This window comes from Cohnella soli (assembly GCF_042655525.1).
Lineage (GTDB): Bacteria > Bacillota > Bacilli > Paenibacillales > Paenibacillaceae > Cohnella > Cohnella soli.
The window spans coordinates 41,026-66,644 of sequence record NZ_JBHSMI010000029.1; the positions used below are offsets into that span (position 1 = coordinate 41,026).

Annotated in this window: 21 protein-coding genes; 4 read left to right on the forward strand and 17 right to left on the reverse strand. The window is 54.0% G+C overall.

Annotation, left to right across the window (positions count from 1 at the left end; all coding sequences use genetic code 11):
• Positions 1-37: 37 nt before the first annotated feature.
• Complete coding sequence (locus tag ACFPOF_RS20590; protein WP_378136142.1) at positions 38-550, reverse strand: N-acetyltransferase; 513 nt, start codon at positions 548-550, stop codon at positions 38-40.
• Between the two features lie 733 nt (positions 551-1,283).
• On the opposite strand from ACFPOF_RS20590, the gene ACFPOF_RS20595 reads away from it, so the two are divergent.
• Positions 1,284-1,826, forward strand: coding sequence for a DUF1572 family protein (locus ACFPOF_RS20595; protein WP_378136144.1), 543 nt, complete (start codon positions 1,284-1,286; stop codon positions 1,824-1,826).
• A 108-nt stretch (positions 1,827-1,934) separates the two neighbouring features.
• Here ACFPOF_RS20595 and hemW read toward each other — a convergent pair whose 3' ends face one another.
• The 7 genes from hemW to gpr all read right to left on the reverse strand — a co-directional run bounded on the left by hemW (position 1,935) and on the right by gpr (position 11,029).
• On the reverse strand, positions 1,935-3,122 hold the full coding sequence (gene hemW / locus ACFPOF_RS20600; RefSeq protein WP_378136146.1) for a radical SAM family heme chaperone HemW: 1,188 nt from the start codon (positions 3,120-3,122) through the stop codon (positions 1,935-1,937).
• Positions 3,123-3,202: 80 nt separating this feature from the next.
• Positions 3,203-5,020, reverse strand: coding sequence for a translation elongation factor 4 (lepA, locus tag ACFPOF_RS20605; protein WP_378136148.1), 1,818 nt, complete (start codon positions 5,018-5,020; stop codon positions 3,203-3,205).
• Positions 5,021-5,147: 127 nt separating this feature from the next.
• Complete coding sequence (locus tag ACFPOF_RS20610; protein ID WP_417286518.1) at positions 5,148-7,085, reverse strand: endonuclease MutS2; 1,938 nt, start codon at positions 7,083-7,085, stop codon at positions 5,148-5,150.
• Between the two features lie 464 nt (positions 7,086-7,549).
• Positions 7,550-7,951 (reverse strand): hypothetical protein, encoded by a 402-nt coding sequence (locus ACFPOF_RS20615; RefSeq protein ID WP_378136152.1) that lies wholly within the window; start codon positions 7,949-7,951, stop codon positions 7,550-7,552.
• 2 nt (positions 7,952-7,953) lie between these two features.
• A complete protein-coding gene (locus tag ACFPOF_RS20620; protein WP_378136154.1) occupies positions 7,954-9,240 on the reverse strand; it encodes a stage II sporulation protein P in 1,287 nt (428 codons plus the stop codon).
• 164 nt (positions 9,241-9,404) lie between these two features.
• A complete protein-coding gene (locus tag ACFPOF_RS20625; RefSeq protein ID WP_378136156.1) occupies positions 9,405-9,932 on the reverse strand; it encodes a cysteine hydrolase family protein in 528 nt (175 codons plus the stop codon).
• Between the two features lie 92 nt (positions 9,933-10,024).
• Positions 10,025-11,029: a GPR endopeptidase gene (gpr, locus tag ACFPOF_RS20630; RefSeq protein WP_378136158.1), complete on the reverse strand. Its 1,005-nt coding sequence runs from the start codon at positions 11,027-11,029 to the stop codon at positions 10,025-10,027.
• Positions 11,030-11,158: 129 nt separating this feature from the next.
• Between gpr and rpsT the strand changes: the two genes are divergently transcribed.
• Positions 11,159-11,431, forward strand: a complete 273-nt coding sequence (gene rpsT, locus ACFPOF_RS20635) for a 30S ribosomal protein S20 (protein WP_209743756.1) — start codon at positions 11,159-11,161, stop codon at positions 11,429-11,431.
• 115 nt (positions 11,432-11,546) lie between these two features.
• On the opposite strand, the gene holA is transcribed toward rpsT, so the two are convergent.
• The 3 genes from holA to ACFPOF_RS20650 form a co-directional block, all read right to left on the reverse strand.
• Entirely contained in the window at positions 11,547-12,578 is a 1,032-nt protein-coding gene (gene holA, locus ACFPOF_RS20640) for a DNA polymerase III subunit delta (RefSeq protein WP_378136160.1), read from the reverse strand.
• Positions 12,579-12,905: 327 nt separating this feature from the next.
• The gene (locus ACFPOF_RS20645; RefSeq protein ID WP_378136162.1) at positions 12,906-13,898 is read right to left on the reverse strand and encodes an anti-sigma factor family protein; all 993 of its coding nucleotides are present in this window, start codon (positions 13,896-13,898) and stop codon (positions 12,906-12,908) included.
• Positions 13,895-14,443: an RNA polymerase sigma factor gene (locus ACFPOF_RS20650; protein ID WP_378136164.1), complete on the reverse strand. Its 549-nt coding sequence runs from the start codon at positions 14,441-14,443 to the stop codon at positions 13,895-13,897. Before ACFPOF_RS20650 ends, ACFPOF_RS20645 begins: the two co-directional genes overlap by 4 nt.
• A 198-nt stretch (positions 14,444-14,641) precedes the next feature.
• Here ACFPOF_RS20650 and ACFPOF_RS20655 point away from each other — a divergent pair, with 198 nt between their 5' ends.
• Entirely contained in the window at positions 14,642-15,577 is a 936-nt protein-coding gene (locus tag ACFPOF_RS20655) for a hypothetical protein (RefSeq protein WP_378136166.1), read from the forward strand.
• 18 nt (positions 15,578-15,595) lie between these two features.
• Here the strand turns inward: ACFPOF_RS20655 and ACFPOF_RS20660 are convergent, their stop codons facing one another.
• The 4 genes from ACFPOF_RS20660 to ACFPOF_RS20675 all read right to left on the reverse strand — a co-directional run bounded on the left by ACFPOF_RS20660 (position 15,596) and on the right by ACFPOF_RS20675 (position 20,914).
• Positions 15,596-18,184, reverse strand: coding sequence for a DNA internalization-related competence protein ComEC/Rec2 (locus ACFPOF_RS20660; RefSeq protein WP_378136168.1), 2,589 nt, complete (start codon positions 18,182-18,184; stop codon positions 15,596-15,598).
• Positions 18,185-18,281: 97 nt separating this feature from the next.
• The gene (locus tag ACFPOF_RS20665; protein ID WP_378137079.1) at positions 18,282-18,791 is read right to left on the reverse strand and encodes a deoxycytidylate deaminase; all 510 of its coding nucleotides are present in this window, start codon (positions 18,789-18,791) and stop codon (positions 18,282-18,284) included.
• Positions 18,792-18,833: 42 nt separating this feature from the next.
• Positions 18,834-20,120 (reverse strand): homocysteine synthase, encoded by a 1,287-nt coding sequence (locus ACFPOF_RS20670; protein ID WP_378136170.1) that lies wholly within the window; start codon positions 20,118-20,120, stop codon positions 18,834-18,836.
• Between the two features lie 248 nt (positions 20,121-20,368).
• Positions 20,369-20,914, reverse strand: a complete 546-nt coding sequence (locus tag ACFPOF_RS20675) for a ComEA family DNA-binding protein (RefSeq protein WP_378136172.1) — start codon at positions 20,912-20,914, stop codon at positions 20,369-20,371.
• Between the two features lie 112 nt (positions 20,915-21,026).
• On the opposite strand from ACFPOF_RS20675, the gene comER reads away from it, so the two are divergent.
• Positions 21,027-21,860, forward strand: coding sequence for a late competence protein ComER (comER, locus tag ACFPOF_RS20680; RefSeq protein ID WP_378136174.1), 834 nt, complete (start codon positions 21,027-21,029; stop codon positions 21,858-21,860).
• 404 nt (positions 21,861-22,264) lie between these two features.
• Here the strand turns inward: comER and ACFPOF_RS20685 are convergent, their stop codons facing one another.
• Positions 22,265-22,936: a hypothetical protein gene (locus ACFPOF_RS20685; RefSeq protein ID WP_378136176.1), complete on the reverse strand. Its 672-nt coding sequence runs from the start codon at positions 22,934-22,936 to the stop codon at positions 22,265-22,267.
• A gap of 180 nt (positions 22,937-23,116) precedes the next feature.
• Positions 23,117-25,558 carry a leucine--tRNA ligase gene (gene leuS, locus ACFPOF_RS20690; protein ID WP_378136178.1) on the reverse strand — a complete coding sequence of 814 codons (2,442 nt, stop codon included), beginning with the start codon at positions 25,556-25,558 and terminating at the stop codon, positions 23,117-23,119.
• Positions 25,559-25,619 lie beyond the last annotated feature (61 nt).

The following is a 25,619-nucleotide window of genomic DNA, read 5'->3' on the forward strand; positions in this document are numbered from 1 at the left end:
ATGTCAAGAACGTTCCGGCTCGATTCGGCATGTTCGGTTAAATTTGGGCGAGGCCGACTTGCTCATTTCCAGCAAGTTGCTCGACGCCAGTCAGCCGAACGACGGCAATCTCGTCGCAAGCGTGCTGCTTCGGGCAATTAACGCAATCGGTCCACACTTTTTCAGGGAAAATTTCCTTTTCTACGATTGTAAAACCGTTTTTCAGGAAAAAGGATGCCTCGAGCGTCAGCGCCATCACTTTCGGAATGCCTTGCGCTTCCGCTTCCGCCATAAGCTTGTCGACAAGGCGGCTGCCGACGCCTTGGCCCTTGTAGCCGTCGACGATGCCAAGGGAACGAATCTCGACCAGATCGTTGCCGAGGCGGCACAGGGAACCGCAACCGATCAATCGCTCGCCGTCTTGCGCTACGAAGAAAGAGTCGATGTTCCGGGAGAGCGCCTCGCGTGAACGCGGCAGCATAATCCCCGTGGCTGCATAGCCTTGTATAAGTTCGTAAAGTGCTTCGACATCGCTCAAAAGCGCTTTACGGCAAACGATCGTCATATCCATTCCTTCTCTCGTCCATCATTGTGTATGAATAAATATACAACATTACGAATGAAGGCTCAAGAGTCATTTCTACCGGGACGGAATGCACCGGCTTGGGTAACTTGGTGCTCGGAGCCCTGTGCGAGGCAGAATTAATGCGGCAGCGTGAGTAATTCGGTGCTTGGAGTCTTGTGCGAGAGCAGAATAAACGCGCTATCGTAAGTAACTCGGTGTTCGGAGCCTTGTGCGAGGCAGAATTAACGCGCTAACGTTGGTAACTCGGTGCCCGGAGCCTCGTGCGAGGAAGAATTAATGCGCTAACGTTGGTAACTCGGTGCTCGGAGCCTCGTGATAGGAAGAATTAATGCACTAACGTTGGTAACTCGGGTTCTCGGAGCCTCGTGCGAGGAAGAATTAATGCGCTAACGTTGGTAACTCGGTGCTCGGAGCCCTGTGCGAGGCAGAATTAATGCGGCAGCGTGAGTAATTCGGTGCTTGGAGCCCTGTGCAAGGCAGAATTGATGCGCCATCGTTGGTAACTCGGTGCCAGGAGCTCTTTGCGAGGCAGGGAGTATCTCCGTTGGTGGTGAGAGTATATATGTCCGGGGATATTTGATCTCTAACGAATGCCCGTCACGTAGTCTGATAACATCAGTTAATCGGCCCGATTCGAAAGTTCGTATGCGGTGCATTACGTCGTTCGCTTACAATAAAATCGTGCAATCATTCGAAACGAAGAAGGAGTCGGATTACGATGACTGATTATATTGCTGATCTCGCGGCCCACACGCTCACAACCGCCATTGCCACATTCAGAAGCCAGAAAAAGCTCGGAGATCGCGCCATCGCCCAGCTCGACGATGCCGCCATTGGATGGTCCCCCAACCCTGAAAGTAACAGCATCGGCATCATTGTCAAACATCTGTCCGGCAATATGATTTCGCGATGGACGGACTTCCTGACGTCAGACGGAGAGAAACCGAACCGCAATCGCGATGACGAATTCGAAGGCGGATACGAGTCACTTTCTTTAATGAACGAAGCTTGGGAACGTGGTTGGGCTGCTCTGTTCGGCGCGCTGGAGGCAATGCACCCAGACGATCTGCTTAGCACCGTGTACATTCGCGGCGAAGCGCATACGGCGCTCGAGGCGATTTACCGGCAAATCTCTCATTACGGCTGCCACGTCGGTCAAATTGTTTACGCCTCTAAAGCATATAAGTCTGCTGGGTGGGGGACTCTTAGCATCGCGAAAGGGAAGTCGCAGCAATTTAATGAGGATATGCAGCGGAAGTAACGCCACTGGGTGTGTGGATTTAAGCACGCCGGCAGCGTACTATTAATCAATTGCCCGGCGTATGGCAACACGCTGGCAGCGTGCTATCCCCCAACACCTTGCACCCCTTTAGATAAACGCCCCGAAAACCTCGTTGCCGAGCAAAATACCTTGAGCGGTGAGCCGGTAGCCCACGGCAGGCACCGCAACCCGCTCCAGCAAACCTTGCCGCATAAGCTTCTCGAGCTGCGGACCAAAGGTCGCTTCAAGCGAAAAGCCGCCGAATTGGCGGGCGAATGCGTCCGCAGTTACGCCTTCTTCCAGCCGCAAACCGACCATCATAAAGTCCCCCATAGCCTCTTCAGTATCGACCACGTTCGTTTCCAGCCGCGGCAACCGCTCATTCGCTGCATCGATGTAAGGCTGTACGCCTTTAATATTGATATGGCGCAGTCCCATCGCATAGCCATGAGCTCCCGCTCCGAGTCCGTAATACGGCTCGTTATGCCAGTACGTCGTATTGTGCCGGCTCTCGAATCCCGGACGAGCGAAGTTGCTGATCTCGTAGTGCCGATAACCGGCGCCGCCAAGCCTCTCCATCAGATGCTCGTACATCGCAAGTTCATCATCCTCTTCGGGAAGCGGCAATTCATCGCGCTGATAGAGGCGATGAAACAACGTGTTCTCCTCCACTTTTAACCCGTATAACGAATAATGAGGCAAATCCAGCTCAAGAGCTGTCGTTACACTATCTTTAAGCTGCTGCAGCGACTGGTTCGGCAACCCAAACATCAAGTCAATGGACAAATTCGTAAAACCCGCTGCTTTCGCATTGGCGATGCTTTGAATGACGTCCTGCGCCGCGTGAATCCGGCCGATTCTCTCGAGCAAACCGTTATCGAACGTCTGCGCGCCAAAGCTGATGCGATTGACGCCTCCCGCCCGCATCGCGGCCAGCTTCTCCATATCTGTCGTACCGGGGTTCGCTTCCATCGTAAACTCCACATTGTCCGCAAGCGGAAAATGCCTGTTCACGGAAGATAGGAACCGTTCCATTTGCGTCGGATTCAGCACGGTCGGCGTACCGCCCCCGACAAACACCGTATCGATAACGGTCGGCGGCAGGGCGCGGACGGTCAGCTTCATTTCATTTTCCAATGCGTCCAAATACGCGTCGATCGGCTGCCCCGCCGCCACGTAAGAGTTGAAGTCGCAATAATAGCACTTGTTCGTACAAAAAGGGATATGGATGTACAGTGCGCGCGGCGTCCACGTATGGAGCGGAGGAATCGCGGCAGATTGACTGTTCGTCGTCATGTGTAACTTCTCCTTACTGCGAACGGACCGCCTCTTGCCGGCGGCAAGAACGCGGTCCGTATGTGCGAGTGTCGCTTCGTTTAATCGTTATCCAGCTTCAGGACGGCCATGAACGCTTCTTGCGGCACTTCGACGTTGCCGACTTGCTTCATCCGTTTTTTGCCTTCCTTCTGCTTGTCGAGCAATTTCCGCTTTCGGGAAATATCGCCGCCGTAACATTTGGCGAGAACGTTTTTACGCATCGCCTTGATCGATTCGCGGGCAACGATTTTCTGACCGATAGCGGCCTGGATCGGAACCTCGAACATCTGGCGCGGAATCAAGTCCTTCAGTTTCTCGCAAATGACCCGTCCGCGGTTGTACGCACGATCCCTATGAACGATAAACGAAAGGGCGTCTACCTTCTCGGAATTGAGCAGAATGTCCATCTTCACGAGCGTCGATTGGCGATAGCCGATCACCTCGTAATCGAACGAGGCGTAGCCTTTCGTGCTGGACTTCAACTGATCGAAGAAGTCGTACACGATCTCGGCGAGCGGAATGTTGTATTTCAACGTCACACGGTTCGTGTCCAAATATTGCATATCGATAAACTCGCCGCGTTTACCTTGGCACAAGTCCATGATGGCGCCGACGAAATCGTTCGGCACGATAATCGATGCTTTGACGTACGGCTCTTCGACGAAGTCGATCTTCGCGGAATCCGGATAGTCCGCCGGATTGGAAATTTCGAGCACGTCGCCGTTCGTCTGCGTTACCCGGTATATAACGCTCGGAGCCGTCGTGATAAGGGGGATGTTGAATTCGCGCTCGATCCGCTCCTGAATGATCTCCATATGCAACATGCCGAGGAATCCGCAACGGAAACCGAAGCCTAGCGCTTGGGACGATTCGGGCTCGTAACGGAGCGACGCATCGTTCAATTCAAGCTTCTCAAGCGCGTCGCGCAAATCGTTATAGTCCGTAGATTCGATCGGATATAAGCCGCAGAACACCATCGGGTTAATACTACGATAACCAGGGAGCGGCGCAGGCGTCGGATTTTTGGCATCGGTAATCGTATCCCCGACCCGTGTATCTTTCACGTTCTTGATCGATGCGCTGACGAATCCGACATCGCCCGGTCCAAGCTCGTCAACAGCCGTCGGTCGCGGCATAAACGTGCCGACTTCGACGACGTCGAACGTCGCTCCTGTCGCCATGAACTTCATCTTCGTGCCGGCTTTGATCGTACCGTCGATAACGCGGATGTAACAGACAACACCTTTATATGCGTCATAATGCGAGTCGAAAATAAGCGCTTTAAGCGGTTTGTCTCGATCGCCGACAGGAGCCGGAATTTTCTGCACGACCTGCTCGAGAATTTCCTTGATGCCGATGCCGTTCTTGGCAGAAGCAAGTACGGCATCGCTCGTATCGAGTCCAATGACGTCCTCGACTTCTTTCTTGACCCGGTCGGGCTCTGCGCTCGGCAAGTCGATTTTGTTGATAACAGGCACGATCTCGAGGTTGTTATCCAGCGCCAAGTACACGTTCGCAAGCGTCTGCGCTTCGATGCCTTGCGCGGCATCGACAACAAGCAACGCCCCTTCGCAAGCAGCGAGACTGCGCGATACTTCGTACGTGAAGTCGACGTGTCCCGGCGTATCGATGAGATGCAGCAAATACGTCTCCCCGTCGTCCGCTTTGTATAGAAGCCTTACGGCCTGCAGCTTAATCGTAATGCCGCGCTCCCGCTCCAGGTCCATCGAATCGAGCACCTGGTCTTGCATTTCGCGGGAAGTCAGCGTTCCCGTGTATTCCAATATGCGGTCGGCCAACGTTGACTTCCCGTGGTCGATGTGCGCGATAATGCAAAAATTGCGTATGTGGCTTTGTTTAATCGTCAATTGTGCCATTTTCCGATGCGTACCTCCAGCCGATTCCCCTAACGTCAGGTGACAATCACTTCATTATACCAACGGATGCCCGCGGCATCAATGATCGTCTCAATGTCAAACGACGAAGCCCTACCGACTCCCCATCTCAATCCTCAGACGTTTGCTCAATCGCAACCCCTTCGACGTGCCTTTTGCTCATCAAATGGCGCTTCTTGCGGTTTTCCACAGTATCAAACACGATCGACATGTCATAATCTTCTCCAGGGTACAGCTCTTTGCGATCGATATATTTGCGAACTCGCTTGTGATTGATTTTGAGTTTCTCCTTCTGCACTTGCACGATTAAATCGCCCTTTTCGTCAGCAAGCCGGTAGACGACGCCTGGTTTGCGCAAATAAGGGATGAACACGACATCGCCAACGGACCAATCGCCAGGCTGTACCGTTTCCTTCTTCGCCGGCCTGGCTCCGCGCTTCGCATAACGCTCATCCTTGGGCCTATAACCCTCTTTCGGCTGTTCCGCGTTCCGCCTTGGCACTTGCGGTGTCGCGCCGCCTTTGAGCGCATCGGCGATCGCCCTCGCGCGGTCGATGATCGACGGTCCGATGCCAAGCTTAGCGGCAATGACGAATGCGTAACTGTTGCCAGCCTCCCCCATGTCGAGGCGATACAGCGGACTAAGCGTATTTTCGTCAAACGCCATTCGCGCGTTGCGGAAACCTTCGGTCACTCGAGCGTACTCTTTGATTTCATTAAAATGCGTTGTTGCCATCAGCGTTGATCCGCGGCGATACAGCTCTTCCAGTACGGCGATCGACAAGCCGACTCCTTCTCCCGGATCTGTCCCGGTCGCAAGTTCGTCGAGCAGCACAAGCGTCGAAGAACCGGCATGCCCCAATATATCGATCACATTGCGCAGGTGCGATGAGAACGTGCTGAGCGAAGAGTCAAGACTTTGCCCGTCGCCGATGTCGACTTCGACCGTCCGAAACACGCTAAGCTTGCTACCTTCTGCAGCCGGAATCAACAAACCCGACTGCGCCATCAACGTCAGCAATCCGACGGTTTTGAGCGATACGGTTTTGCCGCCCGTATTCGGCCCCGTCACCAAGAGCGCCCGGTAGCCATCGCCCAGACGAATATCAAGCGGCACCGGCGTAACCGGCAGCAGCGGATGCCTCGCCTGACGCAAATCGATGAGTCCGACATTGTTCAGTTCTGGTGACGTCCCTCCAATCGCAACTCCCCACTTCGCCTTCGCAAACAGGAAATCGAAATGGCCAACCGCTTCTACGTTCACGCCTAACTCATACGCATAAGTTTCGACTTCCCCGGTCAGCAGAGCCAATACGCGGGATTCTTCCCGCGCCTCCTCGGCCCGGAGCTCGCTTAGCTCATATTGCAACCCCGCCGACTCGGACGGCTCCACGAATACGGTTTGACCGCTTGACGATTCGTCAAGCACAGTTCCCGGCAACTTCTTGCGATATTCTTTCTTCACGGGAAGGACATACCTACCGTTTCTTTGGCTGACGACACGTTCTTGAAGAATATCCGCGTAACGCGTCAGCATCGTCTCCAGCCGCTTCTGCAGCTTCTCTTCCACCGCTCTTAGCTTCTTGCGGATTTTGTACAGCTCGGAACTCGCCGTATCGACGATCCGTCCTTTGTCGACACAAGCTTCGATCGTCTCCCGCAGCGGCTTCAGGTCGTGCATTGCCGAGCCGTAGGCGGCGACGATCGGCGCGTCTCCCCGTTTGGAAGCCATATATTGGCGGAGCTGTTCGCAGCTCCTCGCGAACTGGGCCATAAAGCCGAAATCTTGCTCGGACATGACATAGCCGGTTCCAAGCAAAGCCATTAACGTCTCCATCCCTTCCAAGGAAGGAAGAGGCGGATGACCGCCTTTGGCGAGCAGCGCGGCCGCCTCCTTTGTTTCGGACAACCTTTTTTCAATGACGGCAATGTCTGTCAGCGGCTGCAGCCCTTCGGCATGGCGCACGCCCAAATACGTACCTGCGTACCCTTTTACGATCTCAATCACTCGTCCGAATTCCAATTTATTCATCGCTTGTGTCCTCATTGTCGTTTCCCTCCGATTCGTTATGGTCATATTCAATGATCGCGCGAAACGCAAAAAAGGCAGGAACCGTGCGCTCTCGGCGCAAGCTCGCTGCCTGTCGGAAACTTCCAAGGAAATCGTGTCAACCCGTCGGAATAAAGCCCGATCGTCTATTACAGACGCCGCAGCTTTCCGATGGACGCAAAAAAACCGTACCCTGAATGAGCACGGTTCGATCTCCCCGAAATTTCTTTCGCAAGGGCGGTCTTTGCCGGTTCTTCACTGGTTATTCAGTCCGCGCGCGGCAGAACGAAATAAGCCTGTGTCAGGCTTGCAATCGTCCATTCCGTTATGCGGCTATTCGAATAATTCAGTTCAGAACCAAGACCAACATAAATTCATTCCCCTTAGAACATTGATGTTTTCATCATACGGATGTCTGCGTCCTTCGTCAAGACCGTAAGTGAACCGACGACGCTTCCCGCTCAGCCAAGTACCTTGTCGAACAGCGAGACAACGGCTTTAATGCCGCTACGGGACAGGTCGTGCAATACTTCGCCCGTCTTGCCCGACACCCGGTCGACGATGGGTTCCCGGTCGTTCCGGGGGATTTCCACCGTCTCGTCCCCGTCGTCAACCCGAACTTTACCGTCTGCCCGATCATCCGTCCGATCCGCCGTTTTCCCGCTGCTGCTCGTTTTCTCTTTCACAGGCAGCGTCCAATCGTCCGTTTCACCGGCATTCGTCTGCCCTACGGCAGTCGCACCTTCCGTCGGAAACGGTCCGTTTACTTCCCGAATGCCTTTGTTCGATAGCTCCATACCGTACAAAATCGCAAACCCGACTATTCCGGCGAAAACAAGCAGCTTTAACGTATCTTTGCGCACGTTTACCCCTTCTTCCCGCTTGATTTCGCCGGTGCGTCCGCCTTCGTCGCGTCCTGATCTTCCCAGTATATGCGGGCAATCGCTTTGGCCAGCACGTCCGCCGTCCGATAGCTTTCCTGAAGCGTATTGTCAACGCCGCCGATTTCAATCAGCACGCTATCCGGGGCGACGGACTGATTGTATTCGCCGTTTCCGTTCGCCGCTGTTTTACCCCATATGCCTCTGGACAAACCGGGGTACTCTTTCTCCAGCAGCTCGTGGATCCGGTTTGCAAAAGCTTCGTTCTCACGCCAATCCGGATTTTTGTGGCCGATGATGAAATAAACCTGGGCATAGTCTTTACCATCGATCGTCGCCGTCGTTTTGTTGCGCCGTTGCGAATCGCGGTGAATATCGAAAAAAAATTGGAGCCGATCATTGGCAGCCAGCGCTTCTTTGACGGTTTTGAGCGAGTATTTGTACGAATAATTCCAATTATACCCTTGTACCGATGCCGGGTAGTCTTTAGACGACTGGGAAGCGCCGATGCCCCTCGCCTCCAGTTGCTTGGCCAGACGTTTGCCTACAAGCGTGACATTGATTTTGTCGGAGTTAGGGTCTTTCTGGGTCGTTTTCAGTTCCGGATACCAGGATTCTCGGTTATGAGAGTGGTAAATAAACACGACTTTGTCGCCATGCGTCGTTCGGGGGCCAGCCGCGTCCGGCTTGTCCGGCTCCGGCTCGGACTCCGTCTCCTCCGGAGAAGCCGATGGCCCCTTCTGTCCGTTATCCGGCTGTGTCGATTCGCCTGTATCGCCTTCCGGCGGGTTCGACCCTTCGTCTGGCCCGTCCGTTTGCACGTGCTGCGTACCGATCGGTCCGCTGTCTTCCGGCGCTTCGGCCCCGCCCGATCCGGGCCTGAGCAACACCGAGCTGTCCCTTTCCATAAGAGGCATCTCGCTTGCAAGCAAACTTCTCGGGTCGTCAGGGTTAACGTTCGTCATAAAGCGGAGCAAGAAGGCGGCCATCCGTCCGGCTTGCAAAGGAGACTTTGCCGGAGTATCCATATGAGGTAACTCTATGCCAAGAAGCGATTCAAACAGGCGTGCCGACAATGATGCGGCTAGTCCTTGCATCGATTGCACGGGTGACTTCACGAGAGATTGTTGCAGCATGCCGCCGAGCCCAAGGAACACGAACAATAATGCGGTACAGGCGCTTAACAACAAGTAGGCACGTCCCGTCACAAGCATTCTTCGCCAATTTGTCCGACGCGAATACCCGTCCGTACCATAACCGTTATGTTTCATTCTCGTCCTCCCCGGAGCTTTCTGCATGCGAAAGCTTCCTTCTCTTCGTTTACCTTGCGTAATCTATCCTATGAGCGTGAGCTATTTGATAGAACACAGGAGAACGAAATGATAGAGTCGAAAATGAAAACGGACACCATCGCCTAAGTTCAGCTAACCCGTTCTTATTCCAGATCGCCGTCCAAAATATTCACAAATCTGCCTTTCCAGACGTTCTCATGATGGCGAATGATCTGTTCGGCTGGCAACACTCTGCTGTCCAGCGTGCTATGCGTGCCTGCGAACAACCGATTCCGTTGATAACCGAGACTGTATGCCGCGCGAATGGTCGTATCTATGCAAAATTCGGTTTGCGCGCCCGCAAACACAAGTTCATCGATCTCATTTTCTCGCAAATACGCCTCCAGGCCGGTTTGATAGAACGAATCCCATTTTGTTTTTTGGAAAACGGGGTCGCTTTCCTCTCTGTCCATACCGTGGTGGATTTGCCAGTCGTCGCCTCCCTCGTAAAATTCGTCCCGCTCGTCTTCTCTTTCCGTATGCTGTACGAAGATAACAGGCATCCCTTTTGCTCTCGCCTGGCCGATCAGCCGGTTTATTTGGCCAACTAATCGATCTTTGTCGTACAAATAATTTTCCAGCAAACGAAAAAAAACTTCCTGCATATCGATGACGATTAACGCCGCTTTCATATTCCCTCGCTCCTCCGGTTCGAATATCCCGAGTATAACAGACGCGGTGAGAAGCGGAAAATCCCCGGCCCTACGGCCGAGGATTCGCGCTTTTAATGCGTATAAGCCGCCACGTTGCCGGTGTCGATCGCTTCGTGCAACGCGGCGTTAAGGCCGCTTGCGATAATGTTCGCGATGTCCTCCATAAACTTGTCGATATCTTTCGGCGTGACAAGCAGATCATGGCCGAGCGGGCTCAGCACTTCCTTGACGAGTTGCAGCCTTTCCGTTTCTTCCATCTTCCCGAATGCCCCGAACATCGGGTCGGTATTCTCCGTATGTTTCTTCATATGCTCGAACATGAGGTCCATCGTGTTGTTCACGATTGTCGACGCATATACGACAGTCGGCACGCCGATGCCGATGCAAGGGATACCAAGAATATCTTTCGTCAACCCTTTGCGCTTGTTGCCGATCCCCGAGCCGGGATGAATGCCCGTATCCGCGATCTGGATCGTCGTATTGACCCGATCTAGCGATTTGGCGGCAAGCGCGTCGACGGCGATAATCAAGTCCGGTTTCGCTTGCGCCACGATGCCTTGGACGATGTCGCTCGATTCGATGCCTGTCGTCCCGAGCACGCCCGGAGCCACGGCGCTAACCGAGCGATAACCCGGACTTACCTGATCGGGCATCAGTTCGAAAAACTGCCTCGTCACCATTACATTATCGACAACAATCGGCCCAAGCGCATCCGGCGTCACATTCCAGTTGCCGAGTCCGACAACGAGCACGCTTTTTTTCGGGCCGAAGCCGATTCGATTCAAGAACGCTTCGAACTCCTTGGCGAACGTCGTCGCGACTTTATCCTGTAGTTCCGTATCCCCTTGCCTCAGGTCCGGCACTTCCAGCGTGACATAGTGCCCGATCATTTTGCCGATTTGGCGTGCTGCCTGATCATCTTTGATCTCCATCCGGGTGACGGTAATGCCATCGGCGCTGTCCGACTCCGTCCACAGGCCGGGAATGCCCGTCTCGCCTGCGCTCTGCGCAGCAATGTCCCGAGCTTCCAAAGCCAGATCCGTTCGCACGTTATACATGGACAAATCAAGTTCCATAGGGTATGTTGACGCCCCTTTCGATTGCGGATTCAAGTGGGAAATCAGCTTGCTTTTTACCCCCCTGCATGATAGAATGTTACAAGTTGTGTGGAGAAATACTTCTGTTTTTTGTTGGAGGTGAAAAGAATGCCAAACATCAAATCCGCGATCAAACGCACGAAAACGAACGAAGCTCGTCGCCTGCGCAATGCATCCGCCAAGTCCGCTCTGCGTACTGCGGTGAAACAAGCTGACGTAGCGGTTCTGGGAACGGACGTAAACGCGGCGAAAGCTGCTTACGGCGTTGCTCAGAAGAAATTGGACAAAGCGGCAACGAAAGGCCTCATTCACAAAAATGCGGCTGCTCGCAAAAAATCCCGCTTGGCCAAAAAAATTAACGCATTGTCCGCACAAGGCTAAGCCTTGCGCCTGACGCATATGCGGCCGTCCCGTCTTCTGGCGCGACAGCCGAAAAAGCCATCCGGTAGGATGGCTTTTTTTGCGTCCTGTTTCTTGCCTCCCGCTCCGATACTGCTTAGCTTGCACCGCGAGAGCCGGTTTTAAGCAGAAATAACTCTAACCCCAGTATCTTGTCGACGCGTCCAGACTTCATTGCATAATCCAGATCAGCCAGTTCCGACAGCAGTGCCGCCAAACGTTGTTGGCTGAACTTTCTTGCCTGCTCGCCCGTAATCTTCACCGCAAAGGGGTGAAGTCCAATCTGGGACGCCATCTGCTGCGGCGAATATCCTTGCGCGCTTAACTCTTTCACGTAGAGCATGTTGCGAAACTGCCGAACTAGCAGCGCCAGTAGCTTGATCGGTTCCTCTCGCTGCCTCAGCAAATCATAATACAGTGTAATGGCCGCTTCCGTTCGCAATCCCGCGAGTTCCTCCGTCAGCTTGAAAACGTTCTGTTCAGTTGCCATTGGTACGAGTGTCTTCACGGCGTCCAACGTAACCGCTCCTCCGGCACCTGCATGAAGGCACAGCTTGTCCGTCTCTGCGGCGAGCGCCTGCATATCGGTACCTGCGCGGCGCAGAAGCTCCTCTGCGGCAGGGGCGCCCATCTGGCGGCCCTGGTTCGATACCCTTTTAAGCAGCCATTGTTGCAGTTCCTCGGGCTGGAGAGGCGAGAAGCTGACTGTACCGTCGGCCGACTTGACCGTTTTTACAAGTTTTTTGCGTTCGTCGAGCTTCTCGTGGGGCACAATAAAGACGAGCACGGTCGACTCCAATGGTTGACCCATGTACGCTATCAACCGTTCCGGCCGATGTTCGACGCGTGACGATTCTTTTCCCGCCGCGAATAAGACGCTGTCTCGGACGAGAACAAGTTTACTCGGCACGAGGAACGGAAGGGTCTCTGCTTCATCGACGATATGGTCGACAGGCGTCTCGCCCGTATCGAAACGGACAATACCCATTTCTCTATGTTCCGGCTGGATAAGCGCTTCCTGCAACCGCTCGACGAATTCGTTCATTAAATACGATTCAGTTCCGAATATGACGTAAACCGGAGCAATCCGGCCTTGTTTCAGTTCGCGAAATGCTTGTTTGGCGTCCATGCGGCGGATCTTCCTTTGTTCCGTAATGGTGTGTCGTCTTAGTCATTGTACACTACAAGTGCGTGTTCAAAAAGCTCGGTTTTCAATACCGAGCTTAGGCAAACGAAGGGATCCCGCCTTTTGCAAGGCGCGATCCCTTCGTTCCCGGACATCTATATCAACGTTCGTGGGCCGGCCCATGGTGCCGTGCGCGAACGAGCGTGACGAGCGTCCAAGCAAATGCGACTTCGCCATTGGTGACAGCGACAACGCATTGCGATTATGCTGTGGCGACATCTACCGTATATCATACGCGCAGCCGCGAAAAAGGTGCATAAGCGGAGCGAATTATCGCTTTGACTCCGTCGCGGAAGCGACGTCGAACTGCCATTGTTCCGCCGTGCCGTCTTTCGCAGTATACGTAAAGTACAGCACAGTGCCTTCAGCGTTCCAACTTAGCGCCCCGATCTCTCCGTCGCGCGTAGCCGATACGTAATTCGGATTCACGTCGTCGCTAGTCGCGTACACTTTGAACGTGCCTTCCCCGGCAACGGCGACCGCCTTCCACTTGCCGTCGGGAGATTCGGCTCTGTCCGCCGGAACGGAAAATTTAAGAGAATTTTCGTTCGAGCTCGGCGCATCCAACGCGCTAGGCGCAACGGATTTATTGAGCTCGTTCGCCGATATGGACTCCTTGTCTTGACTCTTCGTCGCCTTCGCAAATGTATCGGCCTTGCCGTCTCCGTCTGCGGGAGCAGCTGGAGCGGAACTTGGAGAGGCGACCTCTTGCCCGGTCACGTCGTTTTTCGTTTCTGCTGAGCCACCGCTTATTCGCATCTCCGAGCCTGCTTCTCCGCTGAGACTTTCTTGTTGCGTCGCAAACCCGAATTGGTCCATATTGGCCGCAGCTTGCGGGCTAGGCGCAGCCGCTTCGTTATTCGAACTGCCTCCCGGCTTCAAGAAGCCACTCGGGTTGCCGAACAACAGAAATCCAACGACAACGCCAGCGGCAACAACGCCGGCGACTCGGCCGAACACTTTTCTCGCGGGGCGCTCGGATCTGGATACGACTTTCGGAGACGTCTCAGCCGACTTATTGCCGTCTGTCGCGCCTTCCGCCTGCAGCCGCTCCAGCTCCGGCAAGATTGCATCGACGAGACTGAACCTTGGAACGACACGCGGGAGCTGTTCCAGTTCGTTCGATAATTTCTGCAACCTCGACAGCATCGCGGCGCAATCCGGGCATCGGCTGGCATGATCCTTCATGAGCGACTTTTCTTGTTCGTTCAAATCGCCATCCATATCACGCTGCATGAGTTCCATCACCTCTTCGCAATTCATCCCCGGACACCACCTTTCTGATATTCGTGAAGTAGGACCTGCAACTGCTGCCGGGCTCTAAATAAGTAGGATTTCACCGTGTTGAGCGGCAAATTCAACGAATCGGCGATTTCGTTGTACGAGAAATCCTGCAAGTACCGCAAGACGACGACAGTCCGATGATGCTCGGGCAGCTTGCCGATCGCCTCCCGGATTTCCTCAGCCGCGTATGCGGAAAGAACCTCGGTCTCGACGTCGTCATGCGCCTGGAATACCATTTCGTGCTCGTCTATGGACACGGAGGGTTTCTTGCGCCGGAACTTGTCGATGCAGATGTTCGTAACAATTCTTTGCACCCAAGTCCGGAATTGAGCCTTCTCCTCATATGATCCGATTTTCGTATAAATACGAATGAGCGCATCCTGGGATGCATCCAGTGCATCCTGTTCATTGTTCAATAAATAATAAGCGGTCCGGTATACTTGGTTCTCTATTTCGCGGAGTAGCGTTACGAGAGCTTCCCGGTCGCCCGCTTGTGCGGCTTTGATCAGAGCCGGCTCCACCACAGAAGATCCTCCTCCCCTGCACCTTCACAGACGTTATCATTAATCGGAAGGTTGCGCTTCCCCAGAGGGAATTTAAGGTATTTGTACAATCACCTCTTCAGTCTAGCAAAAACAAGCGATTAGGGACAATGTTTTATGTTGGAATGACTGAACCGATTGGTTTTTGAACCAGTCTAATAGGGTAGAGGAGGAAGACCGATGCAAGAAAACAGGAAGCGAGACAAAGAACGACACGTAGGGGAAAAATCGAAAAGCTCAAGCAAACGGCGCGCCCGAGTGCTATGGGTACCGCTTGCGGCTGCATGCTGCGTGCTCTTGCTCATTTGGTTATGGCCTTCGCAGAAGGCGGAGGCCCCCGACGATAACTTACCATCCGCATCGGTTCCCCGGTCTTCCGAAGAAACCGGGATCAACGCTCCCGACCTGGCGGCAACGCCTTCTCTCCACGACATGATTGCGCTCGGCTCCGGGGAGAAAGCCGTATCGCCTGACGTCTACCCGATTGAAGTGAATCGGATTGTCGGCGCAAAAATCGCCAAATCGTCCGTACACGTCCAAAAAAAACGGGATACGGGCGTTTTCGGCACGATCGATCTTTATTTCAAAAAAGATGATAATGATCGGTTGTTTGCAGGTTTGGAGACCGGAAGTACCGACCTGTACGAGTTTGGAGCCGTTGGGGAAGCTGCTTATTTGAATGAAATTTCCATTACAAAGAGCGACTGGCGCGGCCGGGCCGGGCTCCGGATTTCCGGGGCATGCGGTGCGAGCTGCGTTATGAACAGCTGGATTCATTTCGAACCCGGCATGCCGGGCGTTCCGATCAGCGATTTTCGCTTGAACGCCCACGTCCAGGAAGTCGATCTCGATGGTGACGGCTCGACCGAAATCGTCGCTGCGGAATCGTACATAGCCGGCCATACGCTCCTTTTCAGGCAAGCAGAAAATGACGTTTTGTTTTACGATTTGACTGCTCTGATTAGTAAGAAAATTCCGAATACATATATCTACTACGAGGGACAACAGAATATCTTCAAAGTAGTGAACGGGAGTTTGACATACGAATATCGTTATTTGCAAAAGGACGGGGTAACGTTGGAGCGAGTTTATCCGGAAGCACGTACCGTGCAATAGGTCATCAACGGGATTGGATTAATCTTTGTCCCCTGCCGTAAGGGTCTGACGCTCCATCGCACCGTCCGGAGAGATCCGATACCGGATCTCTCCGTTCAAATCCGTGCGCCATATTCGGCTGCCCATCGAAGCCAGCCGTTCAAGCACTTCGCCGTTCGGATGTCCGTACGTATTCTTCGCACCGACCGAGACGACCGTTTCCCGGGGGTGCCAATACGCGATCCATTGCGCTGTGCTCGACGTCCGGCTGCCGTGATGTCCAGCTTTCAGCACGTCTACTGGCGCCCTGGGTCCTGCGTCGCGGCGGAGTTCTGCCTCGACGACAGCTCTCTCTCCTTCCGCCTCCAAATCCCCCGGGAGTAGGAACAACCTGCCGTAAATCGTTACAAGCAGTGTAACACTTCGTTCGTTCTGGTTGTTTTCGATCGTCGCCACTTCATCTTCAGCTTGTTCTTCGCCCGGATAAAGTACATTGATTTTCGTTGATTCGTCCAGATCCCAAGCCATTGACGCGTGAACCGCATAGCTCGGAATTCGTTTACGCTCTGCCAGTCGGAACAGTTCCGTAGTCTGCGGAGAATTTTTTATTGTGCCATTGTAAAACAGCGCACCCACCGTGACGTTTTCCATAATTGCTTTCGCCCCACCGATATGATCTGCATCCAGATGAGTCAGCACGAGCGCGTCTATGCGGTCAATGCCTCTTCGCAGCAGCAGCGGGACGAGCAGCTTCCGGCCGACCTCATAAGGGCTCGCACGGTTGCGCCACTCCTCCCCCGGCTTACGGAATTGGACAGTGCCTCCCGCATCGACCATAATCGTTCGGCCGCCGCCGGTTCTGATCAACACCGAGTCTCCCTGCCCGACGTTCAGGAACGATACAGTCGCCCGACTGTCCAGTCGATCCGGTTGAATGCCCCAGATGAGCCAGCTGAAGACGGCGCACATGTATACAAAGACAAGCGCAATCGTTTGCCGCCGCTGACGCTTGTCTGGCGATGAATCGAATACGGGGAGCGGAACCGTATTGTCTTCCGAGGCAGCTTCCTCCCTCCGGTCCTGCCACCATTCCCGCTCCTCCGCACGTTTCTTGGCGCGCTGCACAAGCCATATGCCGAAGCCCATAAGTATGTAAGCAGCCCCCACCCACAGCAGCGATGGCTGCGGCCAGACGGTGCGCAGTCCGTCGATCCGATTCAGCCAGTCTATGATCACGAAAGTCAGTCCGTTGCCGAGCGTAGCAAGCTTCGCCGGGATAATGCCCAGCGGGAGCCATAGCCCTCCGAGTACGACGGAAGCCATGCCAAGAGGCATGACGACAAAGCTGATAAAAGGTACGAGCACGAAATTAGCCGGAAGCGACAGCAGGTGCACCGCGTGAAAATAATAAATAGTCACGGGAAAAGAAACGATCTGAGCCGTGAGCGCGACAGCGATGGAGCCGCGAAGCCATGGGCGCGATATCGGCAACGCAGACGTCATCGTCGGTGCGAACACAATCAGTCCCGCCGTCACCAGAAAAGACAACTGGAAGCTTACGTCTTCAATATAGGCCGGCTTCCAGACGAGCATGACCATCGCTGCCGACATCAGGAGGTGCAGGCCGTCCTTCAGTGCGTTCCGACGTGCGAGCCATAGGGCCAGCATCGCCATTAAGCAAGCACGAACGGCAGACGGAGAAGCTCCGGTAATAAGCATGTACGCCGGCATTGCCGCGATCGCGACGCCGAGCGCCTTTTCCCTGGTCAATCCGACCAATGCCGCGCCCTGCAGCAGCATATATACGATGACACCGACATGCAATCCCGAAATCGCTAGCACATGCGTCAAGCCAAGCTTCGCGAAGCCGTCATACTGCTTCGGGTCGAGATCGGATCGAAAACCTGCGACGAGACCTTTCATATATCCCGCGTCCCCGCGCGGATAAAGCTTGTCCATGATCGCGCTAATTCGATCGCGAAAGTCGTCGAGCCAGCGCCCCGGAAGATGCTGCCACGAAGGAGCCGTCCCCGTATTTTCGACCGACTCTGCCCCTTTGACGTTGAATTGCCAATGAATGCCTTGTCCCCTCAAGTAATCCCGATAATCGAAATCTCCGAAGTTCCCGGCCGTTCCCGGAAGCGTCAACACCCCGTTAACCGATACAACGTCCCCTCTTCGCCAGGATGAAGCGACGAGTTGCTCCTCTTGCCTTGCCAGTTTTACTCGAACGAGTATCGTCTCGGATTGAATGGCGTCAATGTTCGACCGTGCCACTCGCAACCGGAAAGACGCGAGATCGCCGTCTACTTCAGCAGGCAACAAGATCGTCCCTCGCAGAACTGTTGCTTTACCGTCGCTCGCTTTCCGCAGCTCAGCGTTAAGCTCTCCGCCGACAAGCCCGTCGCGGGTATCGGTTGCGATCCGCTCTCCGAATGCCAATACCACCGCGACCACGCATAACAAAACGAGTTTCGGGCTAGCCGAACGAGATACGGCAAGCGCCATCACCGCAACCAAAATTGCAAATAATGCAACGAATGCCTGCGTTCCTTGCCACAATGACGGCAATGACGTTCCGACGATCCAACAGCAAGCGACGGCGACTAGCGGCCTCCGGTTTATCATTTTCGCCCCCTTTTCATAAATATCTTAATGCAAAAGAAACCTCTCCACCGGACAAATGCCCGGCGAAGAGGTTCTTCCTCTCGTTTACCTATTATCGTTAAGAACCGTCCTGAACTTCCGTATCGGGCGGCGGAACGTAGTTGGACAACTGTCTGAACAGCAGTCCCCTCTGTTCCATCAGCGCTGCGACTTTGCCGTAATCTTTCGGATACGGCCGATAGTACACGATTTCGGATATGCCGCTGTTCGCCAGCATGTTCGCGCAAGTCCAACAAGGCTGATCCGTGACATATACGACCGCCCCTTCCCGGTCGACGCGATCCGTGAACAGGAGAAGGTTCTGCTCCGCATGAATGGTCCGAATGCAGCGCTGTTTCTTGATCATGCCGCCGCCCTCGGCGCCCGCAGGCGCTGGCTCGAACTCTTCCACGATCATGCAGCCTGCTTCGGAGCAATCTTGAACCCCCATAGGGGCTCCGTTGTATGCCGTACCGAGCAGCTTTTTCCCTTGTACAAGCACTGTTCCGACATGTCTTCTCGGACATCTCGACCTCGTTGACGCCATAAAGGCAATATCCATGAAATACGTATCCCAGTCCTTGCGCATAACCGACATCTTCCGTCCCCTCCGGTCAAACTTTAGCTCCGCCTATTGCTGGCTCGCCGTCAGTGCTTGCTCCAAGTCTTTCAAAATATCTTTGATGCCTTCGGTACCGACCGACAGGCGAATCATGCCCGGTTGCACGCCAGCCGCCACTTGCTCGGCTTCGCTCAACTGTTGATGAGTGGTGCTTGCCGGGTGAATAATCAACGACTTCGAGTCGCCCACGTTCGCGAGGTGGGAGAACAGTTTTACATTATTGATGACCTTTTTGCCCGCTTCAACGCCGCCTTTAATGCCGAACGTCATAATCGCGCCTTGGCCGTCAGGCAAGTAGCGCTGCCCTAGCTTATAGGATGGATGGCTTTCCAAGCCAGCGTAGCTGACCCACTCAACGGCAGGGTGTGCTTCCAGGAACTTCGCGACAGCGATCGTATTGCTGCTATGGCGCTCCATCCGAAGGTGCAACGTCTCAAGCCCTTGAAGGAACATAAAGGAGTTGAACGGCGCAAGCGCAGAACCCATGTCACGCAGCAATTGCACGCGCATTTTGATGATATAAGCGACCGGGCCAACCGCATCAGTATACACGACGCCGTGGTAGCTTGGATCCGGCTCGGTAAGTCCAGGGAACTTGCCGCTCGTTTTCCAGTCGAATTTGCCGCCGTCGACTACGATGCCGCCGATGGACGTACCGTGTCCGCCGATGAATTTCGTCGCCGAGTGCAGCACGATGTCCGCTCCGTGCTCCAGCGGGCGGCACAGCATTGGCGTTGCAAACGTGTTATCCACGATAAGCGGAATGCCGTTCTCATGCGCGATCGAAGCGACCGCAGAAATATCGAGTATATCGCCGCGCGGATTGCCGATCGTCTCGGCGAATACCGCTTTTGTTTTCGGCGTAATCGCCGCGCGGAAGTTTTCCGGATTCGACGCATCGACAAACTTCACATTAATGCCGAGCTTCGGAAGCGTGATGGCAAACAGGTTGTAAGTACCGCCATAAAGGCTGGCAGAAGATACGACTTCGTCTCCCGCTCCCGCGATGTTCAGAATCGAATAAGTAATGGCTGCTTGTCCGGAACTGACCGCGAGCGCCGCCGCGCCGCCCTCAAGAGCGGCAACCCGTTGCTCGAACACGTCGGACGTCGGATTCATAATGCGGGTATAAATATTGCCGAATTCCTTCAGCGCGAACAAGTTCGCGGCATGATCGGTATCGCGGAAACCGTAGGAAGTCGTTTGATAAATCGGTACAGCGCGGGACATTGTCGTGGGGTCGATTTGTTGACCGCCATGAACGGCAAGCGTTTCCAAGGAATACTCGTTACTCATGCAAGGAACCTCCCAATATAGGAAAATAAAAGTTTCGACTCTATTCTCTCATATTTATTCATAAATTCAAAGCGAAAGAGTCGGATTAGGGCGTGTCTGCATACTCCGATGGGAGAAGATGTTGCCGAATTTTCGTTCCATGCAAGGCGCGTTTGTGATGGCGTACCGGAGGTACGTCAAGCAAACGCAACGAAGCAGGGGGCGAAAAGGCGGTGATAGATGCCCCTGAGCGGGTTTGCAGACACGCCCTAGCTGACGGTAACTTGCCGAGACACTTTGTCGAATATTTTCGGACCGATTCCTTTAATATCCCGAAGCTCATCAACGCTTCTGAATCCGCCCCTTTTCTCCCGATAATCCAAAATGGCTTTCGCTTTGGAAGGGCCGATGCCAGGCAAACCTTCCAGTTGCGCTTGTGACGCCTCGTTTAAGTTCAGCTTGCCGGAGCTTTCGTTCGCTTTCGACGGCAATGTCTGCGTGCTCTCCGAAGGCATGGAGGGCGCAGTTGTTGTGGCTGACGGCTGCGGATCAGGCGAAGCTTCATTAGTAGTAACAGCACGAGGAGAGGGCAGCGTTCCCTTCTCACGTTCGTCGATTGAAGCGGGCAAATGGCTCGAACTTGGCGAGGATAGCGCATCCAGTGCAAGTGCCAATTGTTCGTTCGCTGGTTGCCACCCCGTGATATTCGTGCGAGATTGCCCTCTTATGTACGCATACACAAGCAAACCAATCGCGAGCAACATAAGAAGTAAAGATATCAAACGATTTGTACGCATCATTTTTTCTTTCATCATGTCTCATCGGCTCCTTTATGCTGGATTGTTTTGTAAAAATACGTCATGACAGCCATGCTCACTTACATACAATGAATAAGTGTATGAAATACGCCTTCGGGAGGGACAAAGGATGAAGATCGGCTTTATCGGAGCCGGCAGTATGGGTAGCCTGCTAGTGGGAGCATTCGTGCGCGCAGGCGCCATACGGCCCGACCAAATCACGGTTAGCTCCCGCACTTCCAGTAAGGCGAGCCTTCTCGCAGATCAATTTCCCGGCCTGCAAGTCGCCGTATCAAACGTCGAGGCGGCACAAGGGGCCGATTATTTGTTTTTATGCGTGAAACCACTCGATTTCCGCGGGGTGCTCGACGAGATTTCCTCCGTATTGCATCCGGGGCAAATCGTTATTTCCATTACGAGCCCTGTTCGTATTTCTTCGCTGGAGGAACTGCTACCAAGCAAAGTCGCAAAAATCGTTCCAAGCGTCGTAAACGCGATCGGAAGCGGCGCTTCTTTATTTATGTGGGGAACACGTTTGACGGAAGCCGACAAATCCGCGTTATGGCAGCTCTTCTCTTCAATCAGTCGTCCGATTGTTATTCAAGAGGAAGAAGTGCGCGTCGCATCCGACCTATCCAGTTGCGGCCCTGCGTTCATGGCTTACTTGCTTGAACAATTCATCGATGCCAGCGTCATGTCAACCGGCATCGAACGGGAAACCGCATCTGCGCTTGCCTGTGAAATGATGCTCGGCACCGCCAGACTTATGCTTGAGCTGCCTTGCACTCCAGGCGAGCTCCAAGCAAAAGTGTCCGTTCCCGGCGGCATCACCGCTTCGGCGCTCGAATCGCTTCGCAAATCTACCCGGGGCGCCTTCCTCCAAGTGCTGTTCACCACCCACGAGAAGTTCGCCGAGGACCTCGAACGTGTCGACTCCTCCTTGTTCCCGAGAGAGCGAACATAGAGGGCATATGTTGCGTTTACGGCGGTCCCCCTGACCGCCTCTTTGATATGCAATTCGGTTTCACCTGACTACAGCCTCCAAACCGACTTTCAACAGCCTTCTAGTTCGGTTTCACCTGACTACAGCCTCCAAACCGACTTTCAACAGCCTTCCAGTTCGGCTCCACCTGACTACAGCCTCCAAACCGACTCCCACCAGCCTCCCAGTTCGGTTTCACCTGACTACAGCCTCCAAACCGACTCCCACCAGCCTCCCAGTTCGGTTTCACCTGACTACAGCCTCCAAACCAACTCTCAACAGCCTACCAGTTCGGTTTCACCTGACTACAGCCTCCAAACTAACTCTCAACAGCCTTCCAGTTCGGTTTCACCTGACTACAGCCTCCAAAACGACTTTCAAAATTATTATCTTTGAAGTAACAATTCCTTTGCACTTGGTGTCGCTTCGAAAAAATGAAATCTTCTGTTCCCGCTCCCAAGTGCAACGATGAGCTTCTTCTCAAGAAGCTGCAACGTCACTCGCTTCGATAAGTCATATTTGCAGCCTAAGCAATACTTCACGTCATCGAGCCTAAATGGACGTCTTAAACGAAATGCGTACCGAATCACCTCCCGCTCGAAGACAGACAACTCCTCCATCCATTTACTACCTCTAACGCTAGTGCTATGCCCAAGCAGTTCAAGAAACACACGCTTGCATTGCTCAGGTTGCTTGTCGAGTTGATCACGGCTAAAGGGGACGTACAACATTCGCGAAAACGCCATTGAGCGAATGCGCATCTTCTCAAAGTCGAACCGGTCTCGTGTGATCAGTTCAGCGTGCACGACAAAACCATCGCATTCGAATGCGAGAGCGAGCGGCTCGTAATAGGCATCGACATACATTTTCACCCCATTCGCCCCGACGAACTCGTACTCCAACACTAAACTGTCGCACGAGCGCAATGATGGCCACACGACGACTTCCAGCAACTTCTTCGTTCCTTCCCGGTTTTTCTTCAGCATCTCCAGCCTCTGCCCACTCGCCGTACGCAATTGTTCCTCCATCAGTTTCCGGTAAGCTTCTTCGAACGTCATCCCTACTCTCCCTTTCCTCAAACACCTAATCAAAAAAAAGACGCCGCCAATCCCCTACAAAAGGGGAATAGCGGCGTGTTCTTCACGCGCATCATTGGATTATTGTAGTTACGTCAGACCGACGCGTGCGTTAGGCCGCATTAAGATCGGCTCGGTTACAGCGAGACTCCATCCACAAACTCAATTCGCAACAATATTGACGAGCTTGCCTTTAACAGCGATCACTTTGCGAACTGTTTTGCCCGCGAGCAATTCCTTGACTTTCTCCGACTCGTTCGCGGCAGCTTGCATCCCCGTTTCGTCGAGGTCGGCTGCAACTTTCAAACGATCGGCGATTTTGCCGTTCACTTGCACGACGATTTCTACCTCGGAGTCGACCGTCATCGCGACGTCGAATGCAGGCCAAGCCGCGTACGAAATCGAGCCGGCAGCAAATCCAAGCTTCTCCCACAGCTCTTCCGCGATATGCGGTGCGAGAGGAGAAATCATTTGAACGAAGTCGATCATCGCTTGTTTCGGCAACGTTTCCGTCTTGTACGCTTCGTTCACGAAAATCATCAACTGGCTGATCGCCGTATTAAAGCGCAAGTTCTCGAAATCTTCGCCGACTTTTTTGAGGCTTTTGTGCCAAGTGCGGCGGAATGTTTCGTCACCAGGTACATCCTGGATTTTGGCGTTCAGCTCGCCGGTTTCCTCGTTCACGAACAGTCTCCACACGCGAGCCAGGAACTTGAACACGCCTTCGACGCCATTCGTATTCCAAGGCTTCGTCGCTTCGAGCGGCCCCATGAACATCTCGTAAAGGCGAAGCGTATCCGCGCCGAATTCTGTAACGATGTCGTCCGGATTGATGACGTTGCCGCGGGATTTGGACATTTTCTCGTTGTTCGTACCGAGAATCATACCTTGGTTAACAAGCTTGTGGAATGGCTCTTTCGTGTTCACGACGCCGATGTCGTACAGCACTTTGTGCCAGAACCGCGCGTATAACAAATGCAGTACCGCATGCTCCGCGCCGCCAATGTATAAATCGACCGGCAGCCATTCCTTCTGCTTCTCCGGCGAGCAAATCGCATCCGCATTCTTCGGATCGATGAAGCGCAAATAGTACCAGCAGCTTCCCGCCCATTGCGGCATTGTATTTGTCTCGCGACGCGCCTTCTTGCCGTTGCGCGGATCGACGACGTTCACCCACTCCGTCACGTTAGCGAGAGGAGATTCGCCGGTGCCGGAAGGCTGGATCGCGTCTACGTCAGGCAGCAGAAGCGGCAAATCCTCTTCCGGGACGGTGTCCATCGTGCCGTCCTCGTAGTGCAGCACAGGAATCGGCTCGCCCCAATACCGTTGGCGGCTGAACAACCAGTCGCGCAACCGGTATGTTACTTTGCCTTGTCCTTTGCCGTCTTGCTCAAGACGCGCGATCATCGCGGCGATTGCTTCTTTCGTCGCAAGTCCGTTCAAGAAGTCCGAGTTGACGAGTTTGCCGTCGCCCGTATACGCGGCTTCTTCCACATTGCCGCCCTCCACGACTTCGATGATCGGCAAGCCGAACTTCTTCGCGAATTCCCAGTCGCGGTCGTCGTGACCGGGAACAGCCATAATGGCGCCCGTGCCGTAACCGCCAAGCACGTAGTCGGCGATCCAGATCGGCAGCTTCGCGCCGTTCACCGGGTTGATCGCATACGCGCCCGTGAACACGCCGCTTTTGTCTTTTGCCAGGTCGGTGCGTTCAAGATCGCTTTTGCGCGCTGCCTGTTCGACATAAGCTTCGACTGTCGCCTTCTGCTCGGCGGAAGCGATTGACCCAATCAATTCATGTTCAGGCGCAAGCACGCAATATGTCGCTCCGAACAGCGTGTCAGGACGCGTCGTGAACACAATCAGCGCAGCATCGTGACCATCGATCGCGAACGTGACTTCCGCACCGGAAGACTTGCCGATCCAGTTGCGCTGCATATCCTTGATGCTCTCGGACCAATCGAGTTCTTCCAAATCTTCGAGCAGACGCTCGGCGTATTCGGTAATTTTCAGCATCCACTGACGCATCGGCTTGCGGATGACCGGGTGGCCGCCGCGTTCGCTAAGCCCGTCGATTACTTCCTCGTTCGCGAGCACCGTGCCCAGCGCTGGACACCAGTTAACAGGCACTTCGGCGACGTAGGCCAAACCTTTTTTGTATAGTTGTATAAAAATCCATTGCGTCCACTTATAATAGTCCGGATCCGTCGTGCTGAACTCCCGGTCCCAGTCGTACGAGAAACCGAGCGATTTGATTTGTCGGCGGAAATTGTCGATATTCTCGAATGTAATTTCACGCGGATGACGACCGGTTTGAAGCGCGTACTGCTCCGCCGGCAAGCCGAATGCATCCCAACCCATCGGGTGCAAGACGTTAAAGCCTTTCATCCTCTTGTAACGGCTCACGATATCGGTTGCCGTATACCCTTCCGGATGGCCGACGTGCAGCCCCGCTCCGGATGGATAAGGGAACATGTCGAGCGCGTAAAATTTCGGTTTTCCCGCGTCTTCGGTCGTACGGAACGTTTTGTTCCCGTCCCAAACTTTTTGCCATTTCGGTTCGATCTTCGTCGGCTGGTAGCCGTGCGCGTTGTCGTGAGACATGGTCATTAACTCCCTCAAGTTCTAATTGTCGCAACAAAAAACTCCCGCCGCTAGCATTAAC

Excerpts from the sequence above, each read along its gene's own strand:
- ACFPOF_RS20610 (WP_417286518.1), bottom strand. The coding sequence starts at position 7,085 with ATGAGGACACAAGCGATGAATAAATTGGAATTCGGACGAGTGATTGAG.
- holA (WP_378136160.1), bottom strand. The coding sequence starts at position 12,578 with ATGGACGCCAAACAAGCATTTCGCGAACTGAAACAAGGCCGGATTGCT.
- ACFPOF_RS20655 (WP_378136166.1), top strand. The coding sequence starts at position 14,642 with ATGCAAGAAAACAGGAAGCGAGACAAAGAACGACACGTAGGGGAAAAA.
- ACFPOF_RS20675 (WP_378136172.1), bottom strand. The coding sequence starts at position 20,914 with ATGATGAAAGAAAAAATGATGCGTACAAATCGTTTGATATCTTTACTT.
- ACFPOF_RS20670 (WP_378136170.1), bottom strand. The coding sequence starts at position 20,120 with ATGAGTAACGAGTATTCCTTGGAAACGCTTGCCGTTCATGGCGGTCAA.
- ACFPOF_RS20645 (WP_378136162.1), bottom strand. The coding sequence starts at position 13,898 with ATGAATTGCGAAGAGGTGATGGAACTCATGCAGCGTGATATGGATGGC.
- lepA (WP_378136148.1), bottom strand. The coding sequence starts at position 5,020 with ATGGCACAATTGACGATTAAACAAAGCCACATACGCAATTTTTGCATT.
- ACFPOF_RS20665 (WP_378137079.1), bottom strand. The coding sequence starts at position 18,791 with ATGCGCAAGGACTGGGATACGTATTTCATGGATATTGCCTTTATGGCG.
- ACFPOF_RS20685 (WP_378136176.1), bottom strand. The coding sequence starts at position 22,936 with ATGACGTTCGAAGAAGCTTACCGGAAACTGATGGAGGAACAATTGCGT.
- hemW (WP_378136146.1), bottom strand. The coding sequence starts at position 3,122 with ATGACGACGAACAGTCAATCTGCCGCGATTCCTCCGCTCCATACGTGG.
- ACFPOF_RS20660 (WP_378136168.1), bottom strand. The coding sequence starts at position 18,184 with ATGATAAACCGGAGGCCGCTAGTCGCCGTCGCTTGCTGTTGGATCGTC.
- ACFPOF_RS20620 (WP_378136154.1), bottom strand. The coding sequence starts at position 9,240 with ATGAAACATAACGGTTATGGTACGGACGGGTATTCGCGTCGGACAAAT.
- ACFPOF_RS20590 (WP_378136142.1), bottom strand. The coding sequence starts at position 550 with ATGGATATGACGATCGTTTGCCGTAAAGCGCTTTTGAGCGATGTCGAA.
- ACFPOF_RS20625 (WP_378136156.1), bottom strand. The coding sequence starts at position 9,932 with ATGAAAGCGGCGTTAATCGTCATCGATATGCAGGAAGTTTTTTTTCGT.
- leuS (WP_378136178.1), bottom strand. The coding sequence starts at position 25,558 with ATGTCTCACGACAACGCGCACGGCTACCAGCCGACGAAGATCGAACCG.
- gpr (WP_378136158.1), bottom strand. The coding sequence starts at position 11,029 with ATGGAACTTGATTTGTCCATGTATAACGTGCGAACGGATCTGGCTTTG.
- ACFPOF_RS20595 (WP_378136144.1), top strand. The coding sequence starts at position 1,284 with ATGACTGATTATATTGCTGATCTCGCGGCCCACACGCTCACAACCGCC.
- comER (WP_378136174.1), top strand. The coding sequence starts at position 21,027 with ATGAAGATCGGCTTTATCGGAGCCGGCAGTATGGGTAGCCTGCTAGTG.
- rpsT (WP_209743756.1), top strand. The coding sequence starts at position 11,159 with ATGCCAAACATCAAATCCGCGATCAAACGCACGAAAACGAACGAAGCT.